Raw genomic sequence first — 25775 nt, 5'->3', positions numbered from 1 at the left:
CAAATTCGCGCCATGACCCAGCTTCCCCAATCCGCCCCTTTCTGGTTGCTCGTCTTCGTGGCGATGGCCCTGATCCTGCCGGCCTTCGGCGCCGATCCGACGCCGATGATCGCCGCGCAGTAGCGCGGGCGCTCAGCGCGACAGGATCGCCCAGCCGTTGCCGTCGAGCGCGATGCGCCCGGCCTGCGCCCCCGCGACGGTGCCGTCGCGCGGCGTCCAGTCGCCGTCGGGCAGCGGCGCCGCGGCGGGCTTCGGCCCGAGGTTGAAGACGCAGAGCACGTCCTCGCCGCGGCCGAGGACAAGGATCGGCGCGGGCGCGGCGAGGACGCGCGTCGCGCCGTGGCGCAGCGCCGGGAGGTCGCGGCGCAGGGCGATCAGGCGGCGATAGCGCTCCAGCACCGAGCCGGGCACGCCCGCCTGCGTATCGACGGCCCGCGCGGCCTCGGGCGGCTTGACGGGAAGCCAGGGCGTGCCCTCGGTGAAGCCCGCATGGGGGGCGTGCGCCTCCCACGGCATCGGCGTGCGGGCACCATCGCGGCCCGCCCCTTGCGGCCAGTGGCCGAGACCGTCGGGGTCGCGCAGCTCCTCGCGGGTCAAGACGGCGGAGCGCAGGCCCAGCTCCTCGCCCTGGTAGAGCGAGACCGTGCCTTCGAGCGACAGCAGGAGCGCGGCGCAGAGAATGGCGAAGCGGTCGTCATCGATGGCGTGGCCCGCCCAGCGGGTCAGGTGGCGGTCGACATCGTGGTTCGAGAAGGCCCAGCAGGCGCAGGCCCCGGGGGCGGCATCGCGGAAGGTCCGGATCTGATCGCGGACGAAGGCAGGGGTGAAGGTCGGGCCGAGGAAGCCCGGATGGAAGCCCATGTGCAGCCGCCCGGGCGCGATGTATTCGGCCAGCCGCGCGACGGGATGGTGAAACTCGTTGATCTCGGCCACCAGCGCCCGCTCGCCCGGGTAGCCGTCGAGCATGGCGCGCACCGTCTCGGAGAAGGCCAGCGCCTCGGGCTGGTTCTTCTGGAAGAGCTGGTGCTGCATCTGGAAGGGCTGCCCGGCGGGCCAGGGCACGGAGCGGGACTCGGCGGGATTGTCGCGCAGCTGGACGTCGTGGAAAGTGAAATTCCAGGAATCCAGCCGGAACCCGTCGACGCCGCGATCGAGCCAGAAGCACAGCGTGTCGAGCACCCAGTCCCGCACCGCGGGGTGGTGGAAGTTTAGCGCGGGCTGCGAGGGTCGGAAATTGGCGAGATAGTATTGGCGCCGCCGCGGCTCCCACCGCCAGGCGGGGCCGCCGAACACGGCCTGCCAGTTGTTGGGCGGGGTGCCGTCGAGCTTGGGCTCGGCCCAGACGTACCAATCGGCCTTGGGGTTGTCGCGGCTGGCGCGGCTGGTCGCGAAGAAGGGGTGCTTGTCGGAGCTGCGCGACAGCACCTGGTCGATCACCACCTTCAGGCCCAGCCCGTGGGCGCGGTCCAGCAGGGCGTCGAACCCGGACAGCGACCCGAAGACCGGGTCGATCCCGCGATGGTCGGAGACGTCGTAGCCGGTGTCGGCCATCGGCGAGGGGAAGACCGGGGCGAGCGCGACGGCATCGACGCCCAGCCCCGCCACGTGATCAAGCCGCCGGACGATCCCCGCCAGGTCGCCCACCCCGTCGCCGTCGCTGTCCTGGAAGGACCGCGGGTAGATCTGGTAGATGACGGCGTTTCGCCACCAGGGCGGGTCGGTCATGGCGAGCCTCCGCTGCGCTCCTTCCGGGCTAGGCCGATCGGGGCGCGTGGCGCAAGCGCCGCGGCGGGCCCGGGCGGGCCGGCCGGGCGAGGCCGCGGCGCGGCTTCGCCGGGTCTCCCCTTCGCCGTCCGTGCCCGCTAAGGATGGGGCGGGACGCAGGAGGGCCGGATGCGAGCACCCCGGGAAAGCGAGAGCCGCAAGCTGCTGCGGCGGCTTCAGGCCGTCATGGCCGAGGAGGCGCAGGGACAGGCGCGCCTCGACCGGATCGTCGATCTGGTCGCGGATTCGATGCAGACCGAGGTCTGCTCGATCTATCTCAACCGCGACAGCGAGACGCTGGAGCTCTGCGCCACGCACGGCCTGAACCCGGCCGCCGTGCACGTCACCCGGATGCGGCTGGGCGAGGGCCTGGTGGGCCGCGTCGCGCGCAAGCGGCGGGCGATCAACACCGCCGACGCGCCCGCGACCAAGGGCTTCCGCTACATGCCCGAGACCGGCGAGGAGGTGTTTTCCTCGTTCCTGGGCGTGCCGGTGCAGCGGCTGGGCGAGCGGCTGGGCGTGCTGGTGGTGCAGTCGAAGGACGCGCGGGAATATTCCGAGGACGAGGTCTACGCGCTGGAAGTCGTGGCGATGGTCCTGGCCGAGATGACCGAGCTGGGCGTCTTCACCGGCGAGGGCGAGGCGCTGCGCCCGCGCCATGCCCAGCAGGTTCTGATCCGCGGCATCACCGGGCAGGAGGGCTCGGCCGAGGGGGTGGTCTATCTGCACGATCCGCGGGTGGTGATCTCGAACCTCGTGTCGGACGACCCGGAGCGCGAGCTGGCCCGCTTGCGCGGCGCGGTGGATGCGCTGCGCCTTTCGGTGGACAAGATGCTCAACGATCCGAACCATGGCGGCGAGCAGACCGAGGTGCTGGAGGCGTTCCGGATGTTCGCCTATTCGCGCTCCTGGCTGCGCCGGATGGAGGAGGATATCGACGCGGGCCTGACCGCCGAGGCGGCCGTCGAGAAGGAGCAGACCGCGGCGCGGACGCGGATGAAGAATGCCGATCCCTACCTTCGCGACCGGCTGGCCGACCTGGACGATCTGTCGAACCGGCTGCTGCGGATGCTGACCGGACAGGGCCGCGACCGCGGCGACCTGCCCGAGAACGCGGTGCTGGTGGCGAAGAATATCGGGCCGGGCGAGCTTCTGGAATACGGGCGGGGGCTGAAGGGCGTGGTGCTGGAGGGCGGCTCGGTCGGCAGTCACGCCGCGATCGTGGCGCGCGCCTGGGCGGTGCCGCTGGTGTTGCAGGCGGAGGGCATCACGACCGAGGCGCTGTCGGGCGATCCGATCCTGGTGGATGGCGACCAGGGGGTGGTGCATCTGCGGCCCGACGAGATGGTCCGCTCGGCCTTCGGCGAGAAGCTGGCGATGGCCGCGAAGGCGCAGGAGCGCTACGCCACGATCCGCGACACGCCCTGCGTGACCGAGGACGGCGCGCGCATCGAGATGATGATGAATGCCGGGCTGATCGCGGACCTGCCGTCGCTGGCGGGGTCGGGCGCCGAAGGCGTGGGGCTGTTCCGCACCGAGCTGCAGTTCCTGACCCGCAACAAGGTGCCCCAGCGCGGCGAGCTGGCGCGGCTCTATGCGCATGTGATGGACGCGGCGAAGGGGAAGCCGGTGACCTTCCGGACGCTCGATATCGGGTCCGACAAGGTGCTGCCCTACATGAAGCGCCAGGACGAGCCGAACCCGGCGCTGGGCTGGCGCGCGATCCGCGTGGGTCTCGACAAGCGCGGGGTGATGCGGATGCAGCTCCAGGCGCTGCTGCGCGCCGCGAATGGCCGCCCGCTGCAGGTGATGTTCCCCTTTATCGCGCAGATGGAGGAGTATCTCGCCGCCCGCGAGCATCTGCACCGCGAGATCGAACGCGAGCGCGTGATGGGCCACCCCCTGCCCGAAGCGATCCGCGTCGGCGCGATGCTGGAGACCCCGAGCCTGGCCTTCGCGCCGCGGCGCTTCTTCGAGGAGGCCGATTTCATCTCGATCGGCGGCAACGACCTCAAGCAGTTCTTCTTCGCCGCCGATCGCGAGAACGAGCGCGTGCGCAAGCGCTACGACACGCTGAACGTCAGCTTCCTGTCGCTGATCGAGAAGATCGTCGCCCGCTGCGAGGAGGCCGGCACGCCGGTCAGCTTCTGCGGCGAGGATGCGGGCCGGCCGGTCGAGGCGCTGTGCTTCGCGGCGATGGGGCTGCGCTGCCTGTCGATGCGCCCGGCCTCGATCGGACCGGTAAAGCACCTGCTGCTGCGCGCAAACCTGGGCGAGGTGCGGCGCGTGATCGAGGATGCGCGCGACGAGGGCGAGCAGACGGTGCGCCCGGCGGTGATGGAGTATCTGCGGACGCGGTGAGCGCGGGGGCGGCTCAGCGCCCGACCTCCTGCTCCAGCCGCAGGCGGGCCACGTCCTCGTGGCGGTCGGCCTCGCGCTGGTCGCGCATGCAGCCGCGCACGAAGGTCAGATGCGCCTCGGCGGCGGCGCGCGCGGCCTCGGGGTCGCGGGCCTGCAGCGCCTCGTTGATGGCGCGGTGCTGGTCCAGGAGCGTGTCGCGCGTGGTGCGCTGCTTGAACATGACCGAGCGGTTGTAGAACACGCCCTGCCGCAGCAGATCCATCATCGAGCGCATCATGTGCAGCAGCACGACGTTATGCGACGCCTCGACGATGGCCATGTGGAAATCGGCGTCGAGCGCCGCTTCCTCGGACGGGTCGCGCTTGGAATGGGCGGCCTCCATCTTGCGGAACACGGCGTCCACCACGGCGAGATCGGTGTCCGAGCCCTGCCGCGCGGCGCGGGCGGCGGCGATCCCCTCCATGTCGCGGCGGAAGGCGATGTAGTCGAACAGCGCGTCCTGGTGGCTGGCGAAGAGCCGGGTCAGCGCGGGCGAGAAGGCGTTGCCCAGCACGTCGGCCACGTAGACACCGGCCCCGGCGCGGCTGGCCAGCAGGCCGCGCGCCTGCAGTTCGGCCACCGCCTCGCGCAGCGAGGGGCGCGACACGCCCAGCCGTTCGGAGAGTTCGCGCTCGGGCGGTAGCCGGTCGCCCGGGCGCAGGATGCCGTGCAGGATCAGCCCCTCGATCTGGCGCACGACGGCCGCCGCGAGCTTCTCGGCCTCGATCTTCTGAAAAGGCATCCACGATCCCCCGATTGGTAAAGAGATATGACCACTTCGCGGGGATGCCAATGAAAAACGGCCCCCGGATCGCTCCGGGGGCCGCGCGGTCCTGCCTGTAATCGGGGTCAGACGTTGGGCGTGATCACGATCTCGACGCGGCGGTTCTGCTGGCGGCCGGCCGGCGTCTGGTTCGACGCGATGGGCTGGCTTTCGCCGCGGCCGATCGAGACGACGCGGCGCGACGAGACGCCCTGATTGATCAGGACGCTGGCGACCGAGCGGGCGCGGCGCTCGGACAGGTCCTGGTTGTAGGCGGCGGCGCCGGTGTTGTCGGTATGGCCGATCACCTGGACCGTCGTGTTGGGATATTGCTGCAGGTTGCCCGCCAGCGCGCGGATGTCGCTTTGCAGGTCGGGGCGCAGCGTCGCCGAATCGGTGGCGAAGAGGATGTCCTGCGGCATCGTCACGATGAGCTCGGAGCCGGTGTTGACGATGGTGATGCGGTCGTCGCCCAGCTGCCGGCGCAGGTCGGCGGCCTGGCGGTCCAGGTTGGCACCGATGGCGCCGCCGATCAGGCCGCCCGCGATGGCGCCGGCCGCGATCTCGTCGGCGCGGCTGCCGTCGCCCGCGATCGCGCCGGCCGCGGCGCCGATGCCCGCGCCGATCAGCGCGCCGCTGCGGGTGCGGTTGGGCTCGCCCGTGGTGGTGTCGACGCAGGCGGTGAGGCCCAGAACGCCGGAGACGGCGATGGCGAAGGGAAGCTTGAGGGTGGTCATGTCGAGTTCTTCCGCAAATGAGGAATTCCAGTTGTGCGGCGCTTCAACGCATGGCCGACGCGGCCCGTTCCAGCGGAAAGCCGGATCGGACCGGCCATGCGCGGCGCTCCGCCGGTCACATGCGGGCCCGGGCCCGCGCTAGGCAATAACGCGGCGCGGTCATCGGGCGACGTCAGGCCCGGGCCGCGGCCCCTGCCCCGGCGTCGCCGCCCGCCTCGCCGGCCGCATCGGCGCGCGCGCCCTCCCAGGCCAGCATGGCGCGCTTGACCGGCAGGCCCCAGTGATAGCCGCCGATCCCGCCCGACTTGCGCAGCGCCCGGTGGCAGGGAATCAGCCAGGAGACCGGGTTGCGGCCCACCGCGGTGCCCACCGCGCGCACGGCCCGGGGATTGCCGATGCGTGCGGCGATGGCGCCGTAGGTGGTCACATGGCCCGAGGGGACCTGCATCAGCGCCTCCCAGACCTTGATCTGGAAGGGCGCGCCGATCAGGTGCAGCCGCGCCTCGCCGCCGCCGCCCCAGAGACCGCCTGCCAGATCGGCCACGGACGGGTCCGGACGGTGTTCGGCCACGGGCCAGCGCGCGGCCATATCCGCCAGCGCCGCGTCGCGCCCCGTCTCAGCCGCGAAGGCCAGCCCGCAGATGCCGCGATCGGTGGCCATGACCAGCGTGTCGCCGAACGGGCCGTCGACCCAGCCGTGCCGGATCACCAGCCCCGCGCCACCCCGCGCGTAATCGCCGGGCGACATCGCCTCCCAGCGCAGGAACAGGTCGTGCAGCCGGCCCGTGCCCGACAGGCCCGTCGCATGCGCCGTCTCGAGCATCGTCGCCCGTTCGCGCAGCAGCGCGCGGGCATGGCCCAGCGTCAGGTATTGCTGGAAGCGCTTTGGGCTAACGCCCGCCCAGGCCGAGAACAGGCGCTGGAAATGCGCGGGGCTCATCCGCATCTCGGCGGCCAGATCCTCGAGCGAGGGCGGATCGTCCGCGCGCGCGTCGATCAGGTCGATGGCGCGGCGCATGACGGCCCAGTGATAGCCGTGATCGCTCTCGGTGACGGGGTCGTGGCGGGTCATGGCGCGGGCTCCTTTCCCTGCGACGATATCGCAGCCCGGCGCGGGCGCGCGACCCGGAACATGCGGGTTGCGGGCGCCGCCCCGGCCCGCCACAACGCGGGCGATGTCGAGAGCCCTGCCCTACCCCGTCCAGCGCGAGATCTTCGCCCGCTTCCAGGCCGCCGAGCCGGAGCCCAAGGGCGAGCTGGAGCATGTCAACGCCTACACGCTGGTCGTGGCGGTGGCGCTGTCGGCGCAGGCCACGGATGCGGGCGTGAACAAGGCGACGCGCAAGCTCTTCGCGGTGGCCGACACGCCACGCAAGATGCTGGAGCTGGGGCTCGAGGGCGTGACCGAGCACATCAAGTCGATCGGGCTCTACCGCAACAAGGCCAAGAACGTCATCGCGCTCAGCCGCATCCTCGAGGAGGAGCATGGCGGCGAGGTGCCGTCGTCGCGCGCCGCGCTGCAGGCGCTGCCGGGGGTGGGGCGCAAGACCGCGAACGTGGTGCTGAACATGTGGTGGGCGCATCCGGCCCAGGCGGTGGACACGCATATCTTCCGCGTCGGCAACCGCACGCGGATCGCGCCCGGCAAGGATGTCGACGCCGTCGAGCGCGCCATCGAGGACCACGTCCCCGCCGAATACCAGCGCCACGCGCATCACTGGCTGATCCTGCACGGCCGCTACATCTGCACGGCGCGCAAGCCGAAATGCCCCGCCTGCCCGATCGCCGATCTCTGCCCCTACGAGGACAAGACGCCCGCGCCCTGACCCCGCCTCCCCATCACGGGTCGCGCAATACTCCGGGGGTCCGGGAGCGGCGCCCCCGGCGGATCGCAGCGGCGCAGCCGATCCGATCCCGACATGAAAGGACACATCCATGAGCTACGACGTGATCGGCATCGGCAACGCGATCGTCGACGTGATCTCGCCCTCGAGCGACACCTTCCTGGACCAGATGGGCATCGAGAAGGGGATCATGCAGCTCATCGAACGCGAGCGCGCGGAGCTGCTCTATGCCGCGATGTCCGAGCGGGTCGAGGCGCCCGGCGGCTCGGTCGCGAACACGCTGGCGGGGATCGGCGCGCTGGGCCTGGCGACCGCCTTCATCGGCAAGGTGCGCGACGACGCGCTGGGCCAATTCTACGCGCGCACGATGGAGGGCGCGGGCACGGCCTTCCCGAACCCGCCGCGGGCGGCGGACCTGCCGACCTCGCGCTCGATGATCTTCGTCTCGCCCGATGGCGAGCGCTCGATGAACACCTATCTGGGCGCGGGCGCCGATCTGGGCCGGGCCGACGTGCCGGACGTGTTCGGCGGCGGGGGGCTCCTGTTCCTCGAGGGCTATCTCTTCGACAAGGACGAGGGGAAGACCGCCTTCCAGGAGGCAGCGGGGAAGATGCAGGCCGCGGGCGGGCGCTCGGCCATCACCATCTCGGACCCGTTCTGCGCCGACCGCCACCGCGCCGATTTCCAGCGCCTGATCGCCGAGGACATGGATATCGCGATCGGCAATGCCGCCGAATGGACGACGCTCTACGAAACCGAGGACCTCGAGCGCGCGGTGGGTCTCGCCTCCGAGGTCTGTGAGACCGTGGTCTGCACCCGCTCGGGCGCGGATGTCTGGGTGCGCAACGGCGACGCGCATGTCGTCTCGCCGGTCCAGAAGGTGCCGGTGGTCGACGCGACCGGGGCGGGCGACCAGTTCGCGGCGGGCTTCCTCTACGGGCTGTCGACGGGCCGCGACCTGGAAACGGCGGCCCGGATGGGCGTGATCTGCGCGCGCGAGGTGATCGGCCATATGGGCCCCCGCCCCGCCACGGACATGGCGGCGCAGTTCCGCGCCGAGGGGCTGCTCTAGGTCGGGCGCCCCCGGTGCGACGCGCCGTGGTTCGCCGCTGACCCGCCCGGCCATAGGCCGGGCAGCCCCCGACCGCCCCCATGGGCGGGGGCTCCTCCCCCGCCCGCGGCCGGGGGCTCTCCTTGGCGGATCGCGCCGCGCGGGCTCTGGTCCCCCCGGGCCCGCTGCCCTAGCCTTCGGGGCTCAATCACGGGAGACGGGCCATGCAGATCCTCATCACCGGCGCGGCGGGCATGATCGGGCGCAAGCTGGTCGCGGCGCTGGTCGCGCGCGGCGAATTGCGCGGGGACCCGATCACCGGGCTGACGCTGGTGGATCGGGATGCGCCCGTCCTGCCCGATGGCATCCCCGGCGCGGCGCTGGCCGCCGACCTGTCGGACCCGGCCGCCGCCCCCGCCCTGGCCGAGGCGCGGCCCGACGTCATCTTCCACCTCGCCGCCGTGGTCTCGGGCGAGGCGGAGGCGGACACCGCCAAGGGCTATGCCGTCAACCTGCACGGCACGGTGGCGCTATGCGAGGCGATCGCGGCGCAACCGGACTACTGCCCGCGGCTCGTCTTCACCTCCTCCATCGCGGTGTTCGGCGCGCCCCTGCCCGACGTGATCCCCGACGACCAGCCGCCCCGCCCGCTGACGAGCTACGGCACGCAGAAGCGCATGGGCGAGCTGATGATCGACGACCTGAGCCGCAAGGGCGCGCTCGACGGCGTGTCGCTGCGCCTGCCGACGATCTGCATCCGGCCGGGCGCGCCCAACGCGGCGGCCTCGGGCTTCTACAGCTCGATCCTGCGCGAGCCGCTGATCGGGCAGCCCGCCGTGCTGCCCGTGCCCGACACGGTGCGGCACTGGTTCGCCAGCCCGCGCGCCGCCGTGGGCTTCCTGCTGCGCGCCGCCGAGATGGAGACCGGCGCGCTGGGACAGGACCGGTCGCTGAACCTGCCGGGCGTCGGCGCGTCCGTGGCCGAGGAGATCGCCGCGCTGGAGCGGGTGGCGGGCGCGAAGGCCGCGGGCCTGATCCGGCGCGAGCCCGACGCGGCGGTCCAGGCGATCATCGACACCTGGCCCCGGGGGTTCGACCCCGCCCGGGCCCGCGCGCTGGGCTTCGAGGCCGAGCCCGACATGGACACGATCATCCGCGCGCATGTCGAGGACGAGCTGGGCGGACGCATCCCGGTGGCCGAGCAGGGCTGACCCCTAGGCCAGCCGCGCGTCCAGCCGCTCGAAGCCCCGGAACCGCACGCGCCCGCCGCGGCGGGCCTCGGTGACGCGGTAATCGGGGAAGCGCGCAAGAAAGCGCGCCAACGCGACCGTGCCCTCCATCCGCGCGAGCGTCAGGCCGATGCAGACATGCGGCCCGGCGGCGAAGGCGAGATGGCGGTTGGGGCTGCGCGCCGGGTCGAAGCGGTTGGGCGCCGCGAACTGGTCCGGGTCGCGGTTCGCCGCACCGATGCAGAGGTGCAGGTCCGTGCCCGGCGCGATGTCGAGCCCGTGGAAGCGGCTGGGCGCGGTGGTCTGGCGGTTGCCGAACTGGTTCGGGCTCTCCATCCGCAGCGTCTCCTCGACGAGGCCCGCCGGGTCGGAGCCGCGCGCACCCGGATGGCGGTCGAGCAGCCAGAGCGCGTTGCCGATCAGGTTGGTCGTCGTCTCGTGGCCCGCGTTCAGGATGAAGATGCAATTGTGCAGAAGCTCGGCCTCGGACAGGTCGCCATCGGCGATGAGCCGGGTCAGCACATCGGTGTCGGGATCGCCCGGACGGGCGCGGCGGCGGGCGACGAGGTCCTGCAGATAGGCCAGGAATTCGGTCACCGCGCGGTCGCCGCGGGCCCGCGCCTCGGGGCTCAGCGCGGGTTCCAGCGCGCCGAGGATGGCGAGCGACCAGCCGCGCAGGGGGCCGCGTTCGGGCCGGGGCACGTCGAGCAGGTCGCCGATCACCTCGACCGGGATGGCAGCGGCGAATTCGACGATGAGATCGGCCTCGGGTCCCAGTTGTTCGAGCAGGGTGTCCACAAGCGCTTCGAGCCGGGGCCGCAGCCGGTCCAGCGCGCGGGGCGTCAGCGCGCCGGTCAGCACCCGGCGCACGCGGGTATGCAGGGGCGGGTCGTTGAAGACGAGCGAGGTGGTGTGATGCGCGTAGAGCGGGCCGTCACCGAATTTCGGCGCGAAGACCTCGCGCCTGTCGGAGCGGAAGGTGGCGGTGTCGCGGTAGATGGCCGACAGATCGGCGTGGCGCCCGAGCAGGACCGAGCCGTCCGGCTGCCGGATCGCGCCGGCTTCGCGGACGGCGGCGTAATGCGGGAACGGGTCGTCGTGGAAGCCGGGCGGCAGGTCGGTCAGGATCATGCGCGGAAGCGTCGCCGGGCGGCGAAGGCGGGTCAATGGGGGCGCGGCGGAGGCCGCCCCGACCGCGCGCTCACCAATGCGGCGGGCGCTGGTCGGCGAGCGGCACGGAGCCCTGGCCTTCGGATTCCGCCTCGGCGGCGCGTTCCATGAGCAGCGCGACGCGGCGCTCCAGCCGGTCGATCTCGCCCGACTGGCGGGCGACCACGTCGGACAGGTCCTCGACCTGCCGGATCAGGTGGGCGATGCGTTCCTCGATGGCGTCCATGATGCTCTCCCTGCAAGCGGGCCTCGGGTTGCGGGGCACCCGCGCGCCCCGTAGATGACGGCCCGACGATCCGAGGGACAGGACCCCATGGCCAAGACCAAGAAGCCCCGCCGCCCCCAGGCCCGCCCGCCGCGCGGGTTCCGCGACTATTTCGGCGCGGAGGTGACGGCGCGCAAGGCCATGCTGGACCGGATCGCCGAAGTCTACGCGCTCTACGGCTTCGACCCGCTGGAATCCTCGGCCGTGGAGACGGTCGAGGCGCTGGGCAAGTTCCTGCCCGACGTGGACCGCCCGAACGACGGCGTCTTCGCCTGGCAAGAGGGCGAGGCGGCCGACGATCCGGGCGACTGGCTGGCGCTGCGCTACGACCTGACCGCGCCGCTGGCCCGCGTATATGCCGAGCACCGCAACGAGTTGCCCACGCCCTATCGCCGCTATGCGATGGGCCCGGTCTGGCGCAACGAGAAGCCGGGCCCGGGGCGGTTCCGGCAGTTCTACCAATGCGACGCCGACACGGTCGGGACGGCCAGCGTGGCCGCCGATGCCGAGATCTGCGCGATGCTGGCGGATGTGCTGGAGGCGGTGGGGATCGCGCGCGGCGATTACGTGGTGCGGGTAAACAACCGCAAGGTTCTGAACGGGGTGATGGAGGCGGCGGGCATCGCCGAGGATGACGAGCGCACGCGGGGGATCGTGCTGCGCGCCATCGACAAGCTGGACCGGTTGGGGGTCGAGGGGGTCCGCGCTCTGCTGGGCGAGGGACGCAAGGACGAGAGCGGGGATTTCACCGAAGGCGCGGGGTTGGGTGAGGCGCAGGCCGCGCCGCTCTTGCGCTTTCTCGAGATCGGGCTGGCAGTCGGCGGCAAGGACACGCCCGGCGGCACCGCCGGGCAGCCCCCGACCTCCCCCCGGGAGGGGGCTTCCGCCCCCACCCAGGTCGGGGACCGCCCTTCGGGCAGTGCGGCGACCCTGCAGGCGCTGCGAGACGTGGTGGGCGCATCCGCCCTGGGCGCCGAGGGCGTCGACGAGTTGGAGAAGATCGCCGCTCTCCTCGACGCGCAGGGCTACGGCCCCGACCGCATCGTCATCGACCCCTCGGTCGTCCGCGGCTTGGGCTATTACACCGGGCCCGTCTACGAGGCGGAGCTGACCTTCGAGATCACCGACGAGAAGGGCCGCCCGCGGCAGTTCGGCTCGGTCGCGGGCGGGGGGCGCTACGACGACCTGGTGACGCGCTTCACCGGCCAGCAGGTTCCCGCGACCGGCGTCTCGATCGGCGTCGACCGGCTTCTGGCGGCGCTGGACGCGAAGGGGCGGCTGGGCGACGAGGCCCGGGGGCCGGTGGTCGTCACGGTCATGGATCGCGACCGGATGGCCGATTACCAGGCGATCTGCGCCACGCTGCGGCAGGCCGGCATCCGGGCCGAGGTCTATCTCGGCAACCCGAAGAATTTCGGCAACCAGCTCAAATATGCCGACAAGCGCGGCAGCCCGGCGGCAATCATCCAGGGCTCGGACGAGGCGGCGCGCGGCGTGGTGCAGGTCAAGGACCTGGTGCTGGGCGCGAAGCTGGCCGCGGAGGCGAGCCTCGAGGAGTGGAAGGAGAACCCCTCGCAGGCCGAGGTGCCGCTCGACGGGCTGGTCGCCCATATCCGCAAGCTCCTGGGATGATCGACGCCGCCGCACGCGCCCGCGCCGCGGACCTGCTGGCGCGCTTCCGCGCGGCCGGGGCCCGGCCGGTGGAGACGGCGATCCTGCAGCCCGCGGGCACGCTGCTGGAGCTTTACGGCGAAGACATCCGCGCCCGCGCCTTCACCACGACCGACCCGCTCGCGGGCGAGATGATGCTGCGTCCGGATTTCACCGTGCCGGTGGCGCAGGCGCATATGTCGGGCGGGGCCGCTCCCGCGCGCTACGCCTATGCGGGCGAGGTGTTCCGGCGGCAGGAGGACGATGACGGCCGGCCGCGCGAATACCTGCAGGTGGGCTTCGAGATCTTCGACGGCGCGGATGCGGCGGCAGCGGATGCCGAGGTCTTCGCGCTTTTCGCCGAGGTGCTGGCGCCCTGGGCGCCGATCGCCGCGACGGGCGATCTGGGGCTGCTGACGGCGGCGGTGGACGGGCTGACCACGAGCGAGCGCCGCCGCGCCGCGCTGCGCCGGCACATCTGGCGGCCCGCGCGCTTCCGCCGGCTGATGGAGCGCTTCGGAGGTGCCGTGCCCGCGCCGGAGCGCGCAGCCCTCCTGGCGCGGCTGGAACGTGCCACGCCCGAGGCGCTGATCGCGGAGGCCGGGACGGCGGTGGGCAAGCGCGGCCCCGACGAGATCGCCGCGCGGCTGGTGGCCTTGCAGGAAGACGCAGGCCTGCCGCCCGTTTCGGCCATCGAGGCGCAGGCGATCGACGCGCTGCTGGACCTCGACGCGCCGATGGCCGCGGCGGTCGAGCGGGTGCGCGACCTGGCCGTCGACCTGCCCGCGCTCGGCCCGGCCTGCGACCGGCTCGCGGCGCGGGCCGAGGCGCTGGCCGCGCGCGGCGTGGACGTGGACGCGCTGCCTTTCGCGCCGGCGCGGGGCCGCACGGCGATGGAATATTACGACGGCTTCACCTTCAGCTTCGCGCGGCCCGGCGCGGGCGGCCCGGCGATCGCGAGCGGCGGGCGCTACGACGCGCTGACCGCGCGGCTGGGCGACGGGCGCGCGGTGCCGGCCGTGGGCGGAGTGATCCGGCCGGGCCTTCTGGAGGATGCGCCATGATGCGGCTGGGCGTGCCGTCCAAGGGGCGGCTGATGGAGAAGACCTTCGACTGGTTCGGCGCCCGTGGCCTGGTGCTGGAGCGGACGGGATCGGACCGCGAATATGCGGGCCGGGTGGACGGGGCCGAGATGGCGCTGGTGCTGCTGAGCGCGGGCGAGATCCCGCGCGAGCTGGCCGCCGGGCGCATCCATCTAGGCGTGACCGGCAGCGACCTCGTGCGCGAGAAGCTGGTGGGCTGGGAGGCCCGGGTCGAGGCGATGGCGCCGATGGGCTTCGGCCATGCCGACCTGGTGCTGGCGGTGCCGAAGGTCTGGGTCGATGTCGAGACGCTGGACGATCTCGACGCGGCGGCCGCGCAATTCCGCGCGACGCATGGCCACCGGCTGCGGATCGCGACCAAGTATCACCGGCTGGTGCGCGAGTTCCTGCGCGGCCACGGCGTTGCCGATTACGCCATCGTCGACAGCCAGGGCGCGACCGAGGGCACCGTGCTGAACGAGACGGCCGAGGCCATCGCCGATATCACCTCGACCGGCGATACGTTGCGGGCGAACCACCTGAAGATCCTGTCCGACGGGCTGATCCACGCGAGCCAGGCGACGCTGTTCCGCTCGCTGGCGGCGGACTGGTCGGCGCAGGAGACGGCGGAGCTGGACCGGCTGCGGGGCGTTCTGGGGGGCGAATAGGCGCCGCGCCTAGAGCCTGGCAGGGCCCGCCTGCGCCAGGATCATCAGGTTGTTGGCCGGCATCTCGCGCGTCTCGACGGCGAGGCCCAGCACCCGCAGCACGGTCGTCAGCACCGCGGCGTCCTTATAGCCGATGGCCGCGTCCTGCGCCCTGAGCCGCGCGTCGAATTCGGCGTCGCCGCTGCTGGTCGCGGCGCCGCCGCGCAGGAACGGGCCGTAGATCGCCAGGAGGCCGCCCGGCGCCAGCGCCCGCGCGGCCTCGTCCAGCAGGACCGACAGCTCCGCCTCCGAGATCAGGTGCAGCAGGTTGACGACAAGGAGCGCATCCGCCCGCAACCCCGCGCCCCAGCCGGGCGCGCAGGCGTCGAGGTCGCGCGCGGGCGCCACATTGGCGAGCCCGGCGCAGCGCGCGTCGATGCTGGCGCGGCGGGCGGCGTCGGGCTCGGTCGGATGGAAGGCGAGATCGGCGCGATGCGCGGCCAGCGCGGCGACGTGCTGCCCGGTGCCCGAGGCGAGCTCGACGACCGTACCGCGGGCGGGCAGGCGCGGAAGCAGGACCGAGAGGATCGCGTCGCGATTGCGCTCCGCCGAAGGGGCGAAGAGCCGCCCGGCCGCGTCCGGCACCCCCGCGGCGTCGGGAAGATCGAGGCGGCGGATCACGCCGGGCTGCGGGCCGGAACGAAACGCCCCGGATCCAGCGCGGCGGCGAGGCGGGCGCCGATCTCGGGCGGGCGGCCGGCGACGCGATCGGCCAGGAGCCGCGCCGCGGCGGGCGCCGTCTGGAAGCCGTAGCCGCCCTGCCCCGCGCACCAGAAGAAGCCCGGCGCCTCGCCGGGCCCGATCGCCAGCAAGCGGTCGGGCGCGAAGGTGCGCAGCCCGGCCCATGTCGCGATGGGCCGCGTGACCGGGACGGAAACCGCCGCCTCGTAGCGCGCCAGCCCCTCCGCCAGCACCATGTCGTCGGCCCAGGCGTCCATCGCCGCGCAGGGTTCCTCCTCGGCGGGCGAGACGAGGAGCGCGCCGGCATCGGGCTTGGCGTACCAGGTCTCGCCCGCGCCGAGCAGCATGGGCCATCCCGAGACGTCATGTCCGCCGGGCGCGGCCAGCCGCGCCATCGAGCGGCGCATCGGGATCAGCCCCAGCGGCGCGACCCCGGCCAGCGCGGCGACCGCATCGGCCCAGGCGCCGGCAGCGTTGACCAGGATCGCCGCCTCGGCCGCAGCCGTCCCGGCCCTTGCGCGCCAGCCGCCGGGGACGCGCTCGACCGCGTCGACGCGGCGCCCGGTCTCGACCCGCCCGCCGCCCGCGCGGATGGCGCGCCGCGCGCCCTCCAGCATGGCGTGGGTGTCGAGATCCGCGGCCTCGGTGTCGCGCGCGGTGCGGGTGACCCGGGACGACAGGATGGGGACGGCGGCGCGGGCCGCGTCGGGGTCGATGGGCTCCAGCCCCATCTGGGCGAGGCTTTCGGCGAAGATCGCCTCCTCGCCGGCGAGGCCGACCAGCATCAGGCCGCGGGGGCTCAGATGCCCCGCGTCGCGATGCGCGGCGTGGGAGGCGCGGTTGAGCTCGATCACCTCGGGGGCGCCGTAGGACTGCTCGAACATCGCGGCCGAGCGGCCCGACGCGTGATAGCCGGTCGCGTCCTCCGCCTCCCAGAGCGTCACGCGGCCCAGCCCCGAGAGCGCGGCCCCCGCCGACATGCCGGCGATGCCGCCGCCGATGATGAGAAAGTCATCCATAATGCGGCGGACGATCACATGACGGGCGGCCCACGCTCAAGCCTCGCAGGCCCGCGGAGCGGCGGAAAACGGCGCGGCTATGGCCTTCAGGCCTCCTCCAGCCGGTCGGTCGCGGGGGCGGGCGTCGGCGCGAGCGCCGAGAGCCGGTCGCGCAGCGCGGGATCGAGCCGCAGATCCATCGCCGCGAGCGAGGGCGCGAGCTGGGCGCTGTCGCGCGCGCTGATGATCGGCGCGGTCACCGCCGGGTGCGAAGCGACCCAGGCCACGGCCAGCGTCGCGGGATGCTGGCCCGCCTCGGCCGCGATCCGCGACAGGCCGCGCGCGGCCTGGTGCATCCAGTCGGGGGCGTAGCGCTTGGCATACATCTCGTTCTCGGTCAGCCGCCCGCTGCCGCCTTCGGCGTATTTGCCCGACAGAAGCCCGCCGCCCAGCGGCGAATAGGGCGCGACGGCGATGCCCTGGTCGGCGGCCATCGGCAGGATCTCGACCTCGGCCTGCCGCTTCACGAGGTTGTACATCGGCTGGATCATCGCGATCCGCGTGCCGAGCGAGGCGGCGACGGCCTGCGCCTTCATCACCTGCCAGGCGGCGAAGTTCGACACGGCGAGATGGCGCACCGTGCCCTCCGATTGCAGCTTGGCCAGCGTCTCGAAGCTTTCCTCGAGCGGCGTGTCCGGGTCCCAGCGATGCAGGTAGAGGATGTCGATCACGTCGGTGCCCAGCCGCTTGCGGCTGTCGTCGAGGCTGGAGAGGATGTTCTTGCGCCCCGCGCCGCCCGGGTAATTGGCCTTGGTGGCGATCACCACCGCCTCGCGCTCGGGCCCCGTGAACCGGCCCAGCAGCGTCTCGGACGCGCCGTCGGTATAGACATGGGCGGTGTCGAAGAAATTGACCCCCGCCGCGCGGCAATCGTCATACATGGCGCGGCTCGCGGCCTCGTCGGCCGTGCCGCCGAATTGCATGGTGCCGAAGCAGAGCGGCGCGAGGGCGGAGCCGTCGAGGGCGGTGATCTGGGTCATGCCGCCCAAGCTAGCGCGGTCGGACGGCGCTGGCACGGGGCGATTTTGCCGGGACCGCGGCTGCGACACTTGCGGCGGGGATGGAACGGCTGCGGGCGGGCGCGCATTTCCGGGGCTGCAACCGGGAGCCGCGCCATCACCGAATTCCATCGCATCTCCGCCGCGGGCTTCATCGCCACGGCCATCACCTTCGGTCCCGCGCGGATGGGGTTCGGGCTGTTCGTGCCGTCCTTCCGGGCGGAATTCGGCCTGTCGGACACGGCGGTCGGCACGATCTCGAGCCTCGGCTTCGGCTGTTTCTTCGTGGCGTTGCTGGCCGCGCAGCGCCTTCTGCTGCTGCGCGGGCCGAAGCGGCCCGTCCTGACGGGGCTGGCCTTCGCGGTGGTGGGGCTGGCGACGATCGCGGCGGCGCCGGACCGGGTCAGCCTGGCGCTGGGCGTGGGCATCGCCGCGGCCAGCGCGGGCTTCACCTGGACGCCCTTCAGCACCTTCGTGCAGCGCCGGATCGCCGCGGACTGGCGGCCCGCCGCGCTGTCGGAGATCAGCACCGGCACCAGCGTTGGCGTCGCCGTCGCGGGCCTGGCGGCGCTCGGCACGGTCTTCACCGGCTTCGACTGGCGGATCTGCTGGGCGGGCTTCGCGCTGGCCGCCGTGGCGGTGCTCGCGGGCAACGCGGTCGCGCTGCGCCGCGTCGGGCCGGGCGCGCGGGGCGGCGACGGGCCGAGCTGGCGCATCATGCTGCGGCGCGCGGCGCTGCCGCTCTACGTGCTGGCCTTCGTCTTCGGCACGGCCTCGGCGGTCTACCTGGCCTTCGCCGCGGATGTCATGGCGCAAAGCGGCCTGCCGGGCCTGCCCGGCGCCGCGGTGCCGGGCCTCGTCTACCTGTGCTACGGCCTCTTCGGGTTGAGCGGGCTCATGACCGGCCGGCTCCGGGATGCGCTGGGCCTGCCGATGCTCCTGCGGCTGGTCTTCGCCGCCGGGAGCGGGTCGCTCCTGTCGATCGCGCTGCTGCCCGGCAGCTGGGTCGGGCTGGTCGCCTCGGCCGGGCTGCAGGGGATCTTCGTGATGATGACCTCCGCGATCCTCGCCTTCTGGTCGGACCGGCTCTTCCCCGAGCGGCCCTCGCTGGGCTTCACCGCCGCGATCCTGGCGATGGCGGCGGGCAGCGTGGCGGGGCCGGCGCTGGCGGGGCTGGCCAGCGACGCCTTCGGGGGGCGGGCGATGTTCCTGGCGGCGGCCCTGCTGCCGGGGCTGGCGGCGCTGTCGATCCGCGGCGGCCTCGTCGGGGGCGCTGGCGGGCGCAGCGCAAGGACCGCGCGAGCCTGACCGCCGGCCGGATCGCGCCGGACGCGGGACCCGGCGCGGAACGAAAGCGCGGGGCTGCGAATTGCCGTGCCGAGACATGCGCGCCCGCCGCGCCCCATTCCCGAAGCTGAGGCCATCATGACCGACGACAACCACGCCCACCCCGCCTATGCCGCGTCGCTGCCCATGGGACCGATCACGCTTGAGAACCGCGTGGTCATGGCGCCGCTGACCCGCTCGCGCTCGGAAGTGCCGGGCAACCTGCAGACGCCGCTCCACGCGCTCTACTATTCGCAGCGCGCGGGCGCGGGGCTGATCGTCAGCGAGGCGACGCAGATCAGCCAGGAGGGCCAGGGCTATGCCTGGACGCCGGGCATCCACAGCGACGAACAGGTCGAGCGCTGGAAGCTGGTGACCGATGCCGTGCACAATGCGGGCGGGCGCATCTTCTGCCAGCTCTGGCATGTCGGCGCGATCAGCCACAACGTGTTCCAGCCGGATGGCGGCGCGCCGGTCTCGGCCTCGGACTGGCAGCCCGAGGGCGACGCCTTCGTGGGCGACTATCATCCCGACGGGCCGACCGTGCCGCATCCGAAGGCGCGCGGGCTGCGCCTCGACGAGATCCCGCGCCTGATCGAGGATTTCCGCCACGCCACGCGCCAGGCCGTCGCCGCGGGCTTCGACGGGGTCGAGCTGCACGCGGCGAACGGCTACCTGCTGGACCAGTTCATCCGCTCCTCCTCGAACAGACGGGACGACCGTTACGGCGACTCGGTCGAGAACCGCATCCGCATCGTGGGCGAGATCCTCGACGCGATCGCGCAGGACATCGCACCGGGCCGGATCGGCGTGCGGCTGTCGCCCTCGGGCGGGGCCGGCGGAAGCCATGACGACGACCCGCTGACGACCTACACCGCGGCGGCGCAGCTATGCGCCGGGCGCGGGCTGGCCTATCTGCACGTGGTGCGGCCGAACAGCCATGGCGGCGGCGACGATGCCACGGCCGAGGAGATCGTGCCCGCGATGCGCGGCGCCTTCGACGGCGTGTTCATCGTCAATGGCGGCTTCGAAATCGAGGAAGGCGCGCGCTGGCTGGAGGCGGGCCGCGCCGACGCGATCTGCTTCGGGCGCAAGTTCCTCGCCAATCCCGACCTGCCCGCCCGGATCGCGGCGGGCGGCCCCTATAACGAGCCCGACCCGGACACCTTCTACGGCGGCGGGGCCGAGGGCTATGTCGACTACCCGAGCCTCGAAAAGACCGAACCGCCCGCCGACGCGGCTTGACGGGCGGGGGCGCGCCGTCCCGACCGGCGGCGCGCCTCAGGCTTTCTGCGTGGGCGCATCGATCGCGTCCCACGATCGCCGCGCGGGCCCCTTCCCGGTCAAGCGAAGCGCCTTGCGGTCGACCATCTTGCCCCGCACCTCGAAATCCCGGTCGATCCGGACGACGAGCAGCTTGTTGAAATTCCCCGTCGGGCGAACCGCCACTTGGCCGGTCCCGTTATGCGGGGCGATGGTCTTGATCTCGACATGATCGGGGCCCAGCCGACCGTCCGAGCCCTGCGCGTATGTCCGGTTCAGCTTGATGCCGTAGACGATGGCGCCGAAGAGCTCGCCGATATCGCCATAGACGGCGAGATGACGTCCGGTCGTCTCGTGGAATGAGCGCGCGATCAGCAGGAGATTCTGGAAGTAGGGGACGAGCCGGATATCACTTTTCGGAAACGCCTGTCGCATCCGGTCCTCGCGTTCCAGCCTTCGCAGCACGGAAGGATCGACCTCGTCCGGGTCGATTATGTCGTCCCAGTCGATCCATTCCCCGTCGCACCAGAACGCGTTGTCGGGTCCGAGTATCTTCATCTGTCCAGCCTCCGCCGTTGCGAATTTCGACAGAGAAGCAACGACTTGCGGCGATTCCATGGCGCCAGAACGCGAAGCGCCCGGCGGATCGCTCCGCCGGGCGCCCGGGTGTCGGCTCTTGGGCCCCGATCAGTTGGGGATTTCGGCCTCGATGCCTTCGACGTAGAAATCCATCGACAGGAGGTCGCCGTCCTCGGCGACCTGGCCGTCCTCGAGCCAGACCGAGCCGTCGGCCTTGTTGATGGGGCCGGTGAAGGGGTGGTACTCGCCCGCGGTGATCGCGGCGATCATCGCCTCGGCCTCGGCCTTCACCTCGGCGGGGACCGCGTCGGTGATCTCGCCGATGACGACCTCGCCCTCGGGCATGCCGCCCCAGCTCGCCGTCTGCTCGTAGGTGCCGTCCATCAGCGCGCCGACGCGCTCGATGTAATAGGGCGCCCAGTTGTCGATGATTGAGGCCACGCGCGGCGTCGGCGCGAATGCCGACATGTCCGAGGCCTGGCCGAAGGTGAAGATCCGCGCGCCGTTGGCGTTGGCCTCCTGCGCGGCGGCCTGCGGCGCGGTGGAGTCGGTGTGCTGCAGGATCACGTCGACGCCCTGGTCAATCATCGCGCGGGCGGCATCGGCCTCCTTGGCGGGATCGAACCAGGTATAGGCCCAGGTGACGACGATCTCGACATCCGGGTTCACCTTCTTGGCGTGCAGATAGGTCGAGTTGATGCCCTGGATCACCTCGGGGATCGGGAAGGAGGCGATGTAGCCGATCTTGTCGGTCTCGGTCAGGTGGCCCGCGATGGTGCCCAGCACGGCGCGGCCCTCGTAGAAGCGCGCGTCATAGGTGGAGACGTTGGGATGCTCGCGCTTGAAGCCGGTGGCATGTTCGAACTTCACGTCCGGGAACTTGGCGGCGACGTTGTTGGTCGGGTCCATGTAGCCGAAGGAGGTGGTGAAGATGATGTCCGCCCCGCCCAGCGCCATCTGGGTGATGACGCGCTCGGCATCGGCGCCCTCGGGGACGCTTTCCTGGTAGACGGTCTCGACGCGGTCGCCGAATTCCTCCTCGACGGCGAGGCGGCCCTGGTCGTGCTGGTAGGTCCAGCCGCCATCGCCGACCGGGCCGACATAGACGAAGCCGACCTTCAGCGGCTCGTGCGCATCGGCGAAGGCCGCGCCCGTCAGGCCGAGCGACAGCGCGCCCGCAAGCATGGTGGTGAATTTCATGAGTGTCTCCCCAGGGATTGCGCGTCTCTCTAGCTGGACGCGTGGAACGGTTTGCCGAGATCGGCGGGGGCGTCCCCGCTGCGCCCGGCGCGCAGCGAAATAAGCACGAGCACGAGGATGGTGACAAGGTAGGGCGCCGCCGAGAGCAGCTCGACCGGGACCTGCGCGCCGGCCGTCTGCAGATTGAGCTGCAGCACCGTGATGCCGCCGAAAAGGTAGGCGCCGAGCAGAACCCGCGGCGCCCGCCAGGAGGCGAAGACCACGATCGCAAGCGCGATCCAGCCCGCCCCCGCGGTCATCCCTTCCGTCCATTGCGGCACGCGCACGAGGCTCAGATAGGCGCCGCCCAGCCCTGCGCAGGCGCCGCCGAAGGCGATGGCCATCAGCCGCACGCGGCGCACGTGATAGCCCAGCGCATGCGCCGCCTCGTGGCTCTCGCCCACCGCCCGCAGGATCAGCCCGGCGCGGGTGAAGCGGAGGAAGGCCCAGACCGCGACGACGACGAGGAGCGAGATGTAGACGATGGGATCGTGCCCGAAGAGCACGCGCCCGAAGAACGGGATGTCCGAGAGCGGTCCGAAATCGAGCCGGCCCAGCGAGGTGGCCTTGATGCCCACATAGCCCTGCCCGAGCAGGCTGGAGAGACCGAGCCCGAAGAGCGTCAGCGCCAGCCCCGTCGCCACCTGGTTCGACAGAAGGACCTGCGTCAGCACCCCGAAGAGCAGCGCCACCGCCGCCCCGCCGATTACGGCCGCGCCGAAGCCCAGCCAGGGCGAGCCGGTCTCGACCGCGGCGATGAAGCCGGTGATGGCGCCCATGATCATCATGCCTTCGACGCCGAGGTTCAGCACGCCCGATTTCTCGACCACCATCTCGCCCAGCGCGGCCAGCAGGATCGGGGTCGCGGCCACCATCAGCGAGGCGACGAGGAGGGTGGGGGAGATCGCCGTCAGGTCCATGAGCGGGTTCCTGACGCGCTGTCGGGGACGTGACGGCTTTGCGGCAAAGGCCACGCCCGCCCGGCGGTGGAGGCGGTCGGGCGCCGTCCGGTCGGGCCCGCCGGGCGGGACGGAGGCCTTGCCGCGCTCATGCCCAGCCCGCGCCGTGCCAGGTCGCAAGGCAGTGCAAGCAGACGATCGCCGCGCCCGCCCCGGCGCCCAGCGCCATGCGGCCCAGCATCCGCGGCGTGGGCCGGTGCAGCCGCGCGCGGAGCGCGGGGACGAAGAGCAGCAGCGCGGCCAGCGCGAGGAGCGCCAACCCGTGCAGCGCCGCGAAGGCGAACCCCGCGCCGCCGATCACGCCATGCGCCATCAGCGGGACCATCGCCCCCATCATCGCGCCCATCGGCAGGGCCATCCGTGCGTGGGTCATGTCGCCTCCTTCACCGCTTGCACCGGCAGGACGCGCCCGATGCGGATGCGGAAATTGCTGAGCACGTCCACCGCCAGCAGGAAGAACAGAAGCATCCCCTGGAAGGCCGAGATCGCCGCCACCGGCAGGCCCAGATTGGTCGCCGCGTTGTCGCCGCCCACATAGGTCAGCGCCATCAGGAGGCCCGCCGCCACGATCCCGAGCGGGTTCAGCCGCCCGAGAAAGGCCACGATGATCGCGGTGAAGCCGTAGCCGGAGGCGAAATCGATGGAGATCTGGCCCGCGGGGCCCGTCACCTCGAAGAGGCCCGCGAGCCCGGCCAGCGCGCCGGCCAGCCCGAAGCAGATCAGCACGAGCTGCCCCGGCCGCACGCCCGCGAAGCGCGCCGCGCGCGGCGCCGCGCCGGTCAGGCGGATCTGGAAGCCCAGGAGGTGCCGCGTCAGCACGATATGGGCGAAGATCACCGCGATGATCGCCGCGACCACGCCCCAATGTGCGCCGGTCCCGGCGATCAGCTCCGGGTTGGCGGCGGCGTCCCAGCGGCTGAGGTTGCGCGAGCCGGGAAAGCCCACCGCCTCGGGGTTGCGCAGCCAGGAGACGGCGGCCGAGGCGAGGATGTTCTCGGCCACGTAGACCAGCATCAGCGACACGAGGATCTCGTTGGTGCCGAGGCGCACGCGCAGCAGCGCCGGGATCATCGCCCAGGCCCAGCCGCCCAGCGCGCCCGCGGCGACCATCAGCGGGAAGATCAGCACGCTGTCGGAGGGGTAGAAGGCCAGACCGGCGGCGGCGCCGCAGATCGCGCCGATGATGTACTGCCCCTCGGCCCCGATGTTCCAAACGCCCGCGCGGAAGCCCAGCGCGAGACCCACGGCGATCAGGATCAGCGGCCCCGCCTTCACCAAAAGCTGGCCGCGGAAATACCAGGCGAATTCGCCGAAGACCGGGTCCCAGAAGATCGTGCGGATCGCCTCGAACGGATCGGTGCCGAGCCCCGCGAACATCAGCCCGCCCGCCGCCATCGTCAGCAGCACCGCCAGCAGCGGCGAAGCCGCGCCCCAGATGCGGCTGGGCGTGGGGCGGCGTTCCAGCCGGATCACGGTCGGTCGCGGTCAGACATGCGCCGCCTCCATGTCATGCGCCCCGCCCAGCATCAGGCCGATCCGCTCCATCGTCAGCTCGGAGGTGGGGACCGAGGCCCCGAGGCGGCCCTCGTTGAGCGCCGCGAAGCGGTCGGAGATGGCGAGGATCTCGTCGAGATCCTGGCTGATCACGATCACGCCCGCGCCGCCCGCGGCGAGGTCCAGCAGCGCCTGGCGGATCGCCGCGGCGGCGGAGGCGTCGACGCCCCAGGTCGGCTGGTTGACGACGAGGACGCGCGGATCCTGCATCACCTCGCGGCCGATGACGAATTTCTGCAGGTTGCCACCCGACAGCGCGCGCGCCGCGACATGCGCGCCGGGGGTGCGCACGTCGAAGGCCTCGATCACCGTCTCGGCGAAGCTGCGCGCGCGGTGCCAGTTCAGGAAGCCGTGCCGCAGCATCCCGCGCCGCGCCGCGCCGGTCAGCGCGGCGTTCTCGGTCAGCGTCATGTCGGGCGCGGCGGCGTGGCCCAGCCGTTCCTCGGGCGCGGTCAGCAGCCCGGCGGCGCGCCGCTCGGTCGGGCCCAAGCGCGACAGGTCGCGCCCCGCCATCATGATGGTGCCCGGGCCCGTCCGCCGCTCGCCCGAGAGCGCGCCCAGAAGCTCGTCCTGTCCATTGCCCGCCACGCCGCCGATGCCCAGCACCTCGCCCGCGCGCAATTCCAGCGCGATGTCGCGCAAGGGCGTGCCGAATTGCGAGACCGGCTTCAGCGACAGGCCCGAGACGGTCAGCACCGCCCCGCCCTGCGCCGCGCCGCGGGCGCGGGGCGCGGTCAGCTTCGCGCCCACCATGCGCTCGGCCAGTTCGGCGGCCGAGGCTTCGCGCGGGTCGCATTCGCCCACCACGCGGCCGCCGCGCAGGATGGTCGCGGCATCGCAGAGCGTGCGGATCTCCTCGAGCTTGTGGGAGATGTAGAGGATCGACGTCCCCTCGCCCGCGAGCTTGCGCAGGGTCTCGAACAGGATCTCGACCTCCTGCGGCGTCAGCACGGAGGTCGGCTCGTCCATGATCAGAAGGCGCGGATCCTGCAACAGGCAGCGCACGATCTCGACCCGCTGACGCTCCCCCGCCGAAAGATCGCCCACGCGCGCATGCGGGTCGAGCGGCAGGCCGTAGGTTTCCGACACCTCGCGGATGCGCCGCGCGAGGTCGCGGGACCGGGGCGGGTCCTCCATCCCCAGCGCGACGTTCTCGGCCACCGAAAGCGCCTCGAAGAGGCTGAAATGCTGGAACACCATCGCCACGCCCGCGGCCCGGGCGGCGCGCGGCTCGGCCGGGGCGAAGGGCCGGCCGTCAAGCCGCATCGTGCCGCGGTCGGGTTTCACCAGCCCGTAGATCGTCTTGACGAGCGTGGACTTGCCCGCCCCGTTCTCGCCAAGCAGCGCATGCACCCCGCCGCGCGCGACCCGGAACGAGACGTCGTCATTGGCGACGACCCCGGGATAGGCCTTGGTCAGCCCGTTCAATTCCAGCAGATCGGACAGGCCTTACCCT

The 25775-nt window shown here is 72.2% G+C and carries 24 protein-coding genes; 9 read left to right on the top strand and 15 right to left on the bottom strand.

Annotated elements, in window-relative coordinates; translation table 11 throughout:
* Positions 1–132: 132 nt before the first annotated feature.
* Positions 133–1725: an alpha-glucosidase gene (locus tag P8627_RS11045; RefSeq protein WP_279964152.1), complete on the bottom strand. Its 1593-nt coding sequence runs from the start codon at positions 1723–1725 to the stop codon at positions 133–135.
* Between the two features lie 168 nt (positions 1726–1893).
* On the opposite strand from P8627_RS11045, the gene ptsP reads away from it, so the two are divergent.
* Positions 1894–4125, top strand: a complete 2232-nt coding sequence (gene ptsP, locus P8627_RS11040; protein ID WP_279964151.1) for a phosphoenolpyruvate--protein phosphotransferase — start codon at positions 1894–1896, stop codon at positions 4123–4125.
* A gap of 13 nt (positions 4126–4138) precedes the next feature.
* Here ptsP and P8627_RS11035 read toward each other — a convergent pair whose 3' ends face one another.
* The 3 genes from P8627_RS11035 to P8627_RS11025 all read right to left on the bottom strand — a co-directional run bounded on the left by P8627_RS11035 (position 4139) and on the right by P8627_RS11025 (position 6736).
* Entirely contained in the window at positions 4139–4906 is a 768-nt protein-coding gene (locus P8627_RS11035) for an FCD domain-containing protein (protein WP_279964150.1), read from the bottom strand.
* 107 nt (positions 4907–5013) lie between these two features.
* Positions 5014–5664, bottom strand: a complete 651-nt coding sequence (locus tag P8627_RS11030; protein ID WP_279964149.1) for an OmpA family protein — start codon at positions 5662–5664, stop codon at positions 5014–5016.
* A 172-nt stretch (positions 5665–5836) separates the two neighbouring features.
* Entirely contained in the window at positions 5837–6736 is a 900-nt protein-coding gene (locus tag P8627_RS11025) for a methylated-DNA--[protein]-cysteine S-methyltransferase (RefSeq protein WP_279964148.1), read from the bottom strand.
* A 103-nt stretch (positions 6737–6839) separates the two neighbouring features.
* On the opposite strand from P8627_RS11025, the gene nth reads away from it, so the two are divergent.
* The 3 genes from nth to denD all read left to right on the top strand — a co-directional run bounded on the left by nth (position 6840) and on the right by denD (position 9770).
* Positions 6840–7490 (top strand): endonuclease III, encoded by a 651-nt coding sequence (gene nth / locus P8627_RS11020; protein WP_279964147.1) that lies wholly within the window; start codon positions 6840–6842, stop codon positions 7488–7490.
* Between the two features lie 109 nt (positions 7491–7599).
* On the top strand, positions 7600–8580 hold the full coding sequence (locus tag P8627_RS11015) for an adenosine kinase (protein ID WP_279964146.1): 981 nt from the start codon (positions 7600–7602) through the stop codon (positions 8578–8580).
* A gap of 203 nt (positions 8581–8783) precedes the next feature.
* Complete coding sequence (denD, locus tag P8627_RS11010) at positions 8784–9770, top strand: D-erythronate dehydrogenase (RefSeq protein ID WP_279964145.1); 987 nt, start codon at positions 8784–8786, stop codon at positions 9768–9770.
* Positions 9771–9773: 3 nt separating this feature from the next.
* On the opposite strand, the gene P8627_RS11005 is transcribed toward denD, so the two are convergent.
* Both P8627_RS11005 and P8627_RS11000 read right to left on the bottom strand, forming a co-directional pair.
* Entirely contained in the window at positions 9774–10919 is a 1146-nt protein-coding gene (locus P8627_RS11005; RefSeq protein ID WP_279964143.1) for a cytochrome P450, read from the bottom strand.
* Positions 10920–10989: 70 nt separating this feature from the next.
* The gene (locus P8627_RS11000) at positions 10990–11184 is read right to left on the bottom strand and encodes a SlyX family protein (protein ID WP_279964142.1); all 195 of its coding nucleotides are present in this window, start codon (positions 11182–11184) and stop codon (positions 10990–10992) included.
* A gap of 87 nt (positions 11185–11271) precedes the next feature.
* On the opposite strand from P8627_RS11000, the gene P8627_RS10995 reads away from it, so the two are divergent.
* Genes P8627_RS10995 through hisG form a run of 3 tightly spaced genes read left to right on the top strand, consistent with a single transcriptional unit; the run spans position 11272 to position 14623 of the window.
* Positions 11272–12855, top strand: a complete 1584-nt coding sequence (locus P8627_RS10995; RefSeq protein WP_279964140.1) for a histidine--tRNA ligase — start codon at positions 11272–11274, stop codon at positions 12853–12855.
* Positions 12852–13937, top strand: coding sequence for an ATP phosphoribosyltransferase regulatory subunit (locus P8627_RS10990; RefSeq protein ID WP_279964139.1), 1086 nt, complete (start codon positions 12852–12854; stop codon positions 13935–13937). The genes P8627_RS10995 and P8627_RS10990 overlap by 4 nt, the downstream gene beginning before the upstream one ends.
* Complete coding sequence (gene hisG, locus P8627_RS10985; protein WP_279964138.1) at positions 13934–14623, top strand: ATP phosphoribosyltransferase; 690 nt, start codon at positions 13934–13936, stop codon at positions 14621–14623. Before P8627_RS10990 ends, hisG begins: the two co-directional genes overlap by 4 nt.
* 9 nt (positions 14624–14632) lie before the next feature.
* Here hisG and P8627_RS10980 read toward each other — a convergent pair whose 3' ends face one another.
* The 3 genes from P8627_RS10980 to P8627_RS10970 form a co-directional block, all read right to left on the bottom strand.
* Positions 14633–15283: a DUF938 domain-containing protein gene (locus P8627_RS10980; RefSeq protein WP_279964137.1), complete on the bottom strand. Its 651-nt coding sequence runs from the start codon at positions 15281–15283 to the stop codon at positions 14633–14635.
* Positions 15280–16362 carry an NAD(P)/FAD-dependent oxidoreductase gene (locus P8627_RS10975; RefSeq protein ID WP_279964136.1) on the bottom strand — a complete coding sequence of 361 codons (1083 nt, stop codon included), beginning with the start codon at positions 16360–16362 and terminating at the stop codon, positions 15280–15282. The genes P8627_RS10980 and P8627_RS10975 overlap by 4 nt, the downstream gene beginning before the upstream one ends.
* A gap of 86 nt (positions 16363–16448) precedes the next feature.
* Positions 16449–17381 carry an aldo/keto reductase gene (locus P8627_RS10970; protein ID WP_279964135.1) on the bottom strand — a complete coding sequence of 311 codons (933 nt, stop codon included), beginning with the start codon at positions 17379–17381 and terminating at the stop codon, positions 16449–16451.
* Positions 17382–17585: 204 nt separating this feature from the next.
* Between P8627_RS10970 and P8627_RS10965 the strand changes: the two genes are divergently transcribed.
* Together P8627_RS10965 and P8627_RS10960 are read left to right on the top strand one after the other, a co-directional pair.
* On the top strand, positions 17586–18707 hold the full coding sequence (locus P8627_RS10965) for an MFS transporter (protein ID WP_279964134.1): 1122 nt from the start codon (positions 17586–17588) through the stop codon (positions 18705–18707).
* Between the two features lie 117 nt (positions 18708–18824).
* Complete coding sequence (locus P8627_RS10960; protein ID WP_279964133.1) at positions 18825–19970, top strand: alkene reductase; 1146 nt, start codon at positions 18825–18827, stop codon at positions 19968–19970.
* 36 nt (positions 19971–20006) lie between these two features.
* Here the strand turns inward: P8627_RS10960 and P8627_RS10955 are convergent, their stop codons facing one another.
* From P8627_RS10955 to P8627_RS10930, 6 genes are all read right to left on the bottom strand, one after another.
* Positions 20007–20546, bottom strand: a complete 540-nt coding sequence (locus P8627_RS10955) for a hypothetical protein (RefSeq protein WP_279964132.1) — start codon at positions 20544–20546, stop codon at positions 20007–20009.
* Positions 20547–20675: 129 nt separating this feature from the next.
* Positions 20676–21767, bottom strand: a complete 1092-nt coding sequence (locus tag P8627_RS10950) for a BMP family ABC transporter substrate-binding protein (RefSeq protein WP_279964130.1) — start codon at positions 21765–21767, stop codon at positions 20676–20678.
* Between the two features lie 29 nt (positions 21768–21796).
* Positions 21797–22726 carry an ABC transporter permease gene (locus P8627_RS10945; protein WP_279964129.1) on the bottom strand — a complete coding sequence of 310 codons (930 nt, stop codon included), beginning with the start codon at positions 22724–22726 and terminating at the stop codon, positions 21797–21799.
* 127 nt (positions 22727–22853) lie between these two features.
* Positions 22854–23138, bottom strand: a complete 285-nt coding sequence (locus P8627_RS10940) for a hypothetical protein (RefSeq protein WP_279964128.1) — start codon at positions 23136–23138, stop codon at positions 22854–22856.
* Positions 23135–24238 carry an ABC transporter permease gene (locus tag P8627_RS10935; RefSeq protein ID WP_279964127.1) on the bottom strand — a complete coding sequence of 368 codons (1104 nt, stop codon included), beginning with the start codon at positions 24236–24238 and terminating at the stop codon, positions 23135–23137. Before P8627_RS10935 ends, P8627_RS10940 begins: the two co-directional genes overlap by 4 nt.
* A gap of 12 nt (positions 24239–24250) precedes the next feature.
* The gene (locus tag P8627_RS10930; RefSeq protein WP_407932983.1) at positions 24251–25756 is read right to left on the bottom strand and encodes an ABC transporter ATP-binding protein; all 1506 of its coding nucleotides are present in this window, start codon (positions 25754–25756) and stop codon (positions 24251–24253) included.
* Between the last annotated feature and the right edge of the window lie 19 nt (positions 25757–25775).

The organism is Jannaschia sp. GRR-S6-38, from assembly GCF_029853695.1.
Lineage (GTDB): Bacteria > Pseudomonadota > Alphaproteobacteria > Rhodobacterales > Rhodobacteraceae > Jannaschia > Jannaschia ovalis.
This window is presented reverse-complemented; position numbering and strand designations above follow the sequence as displayed.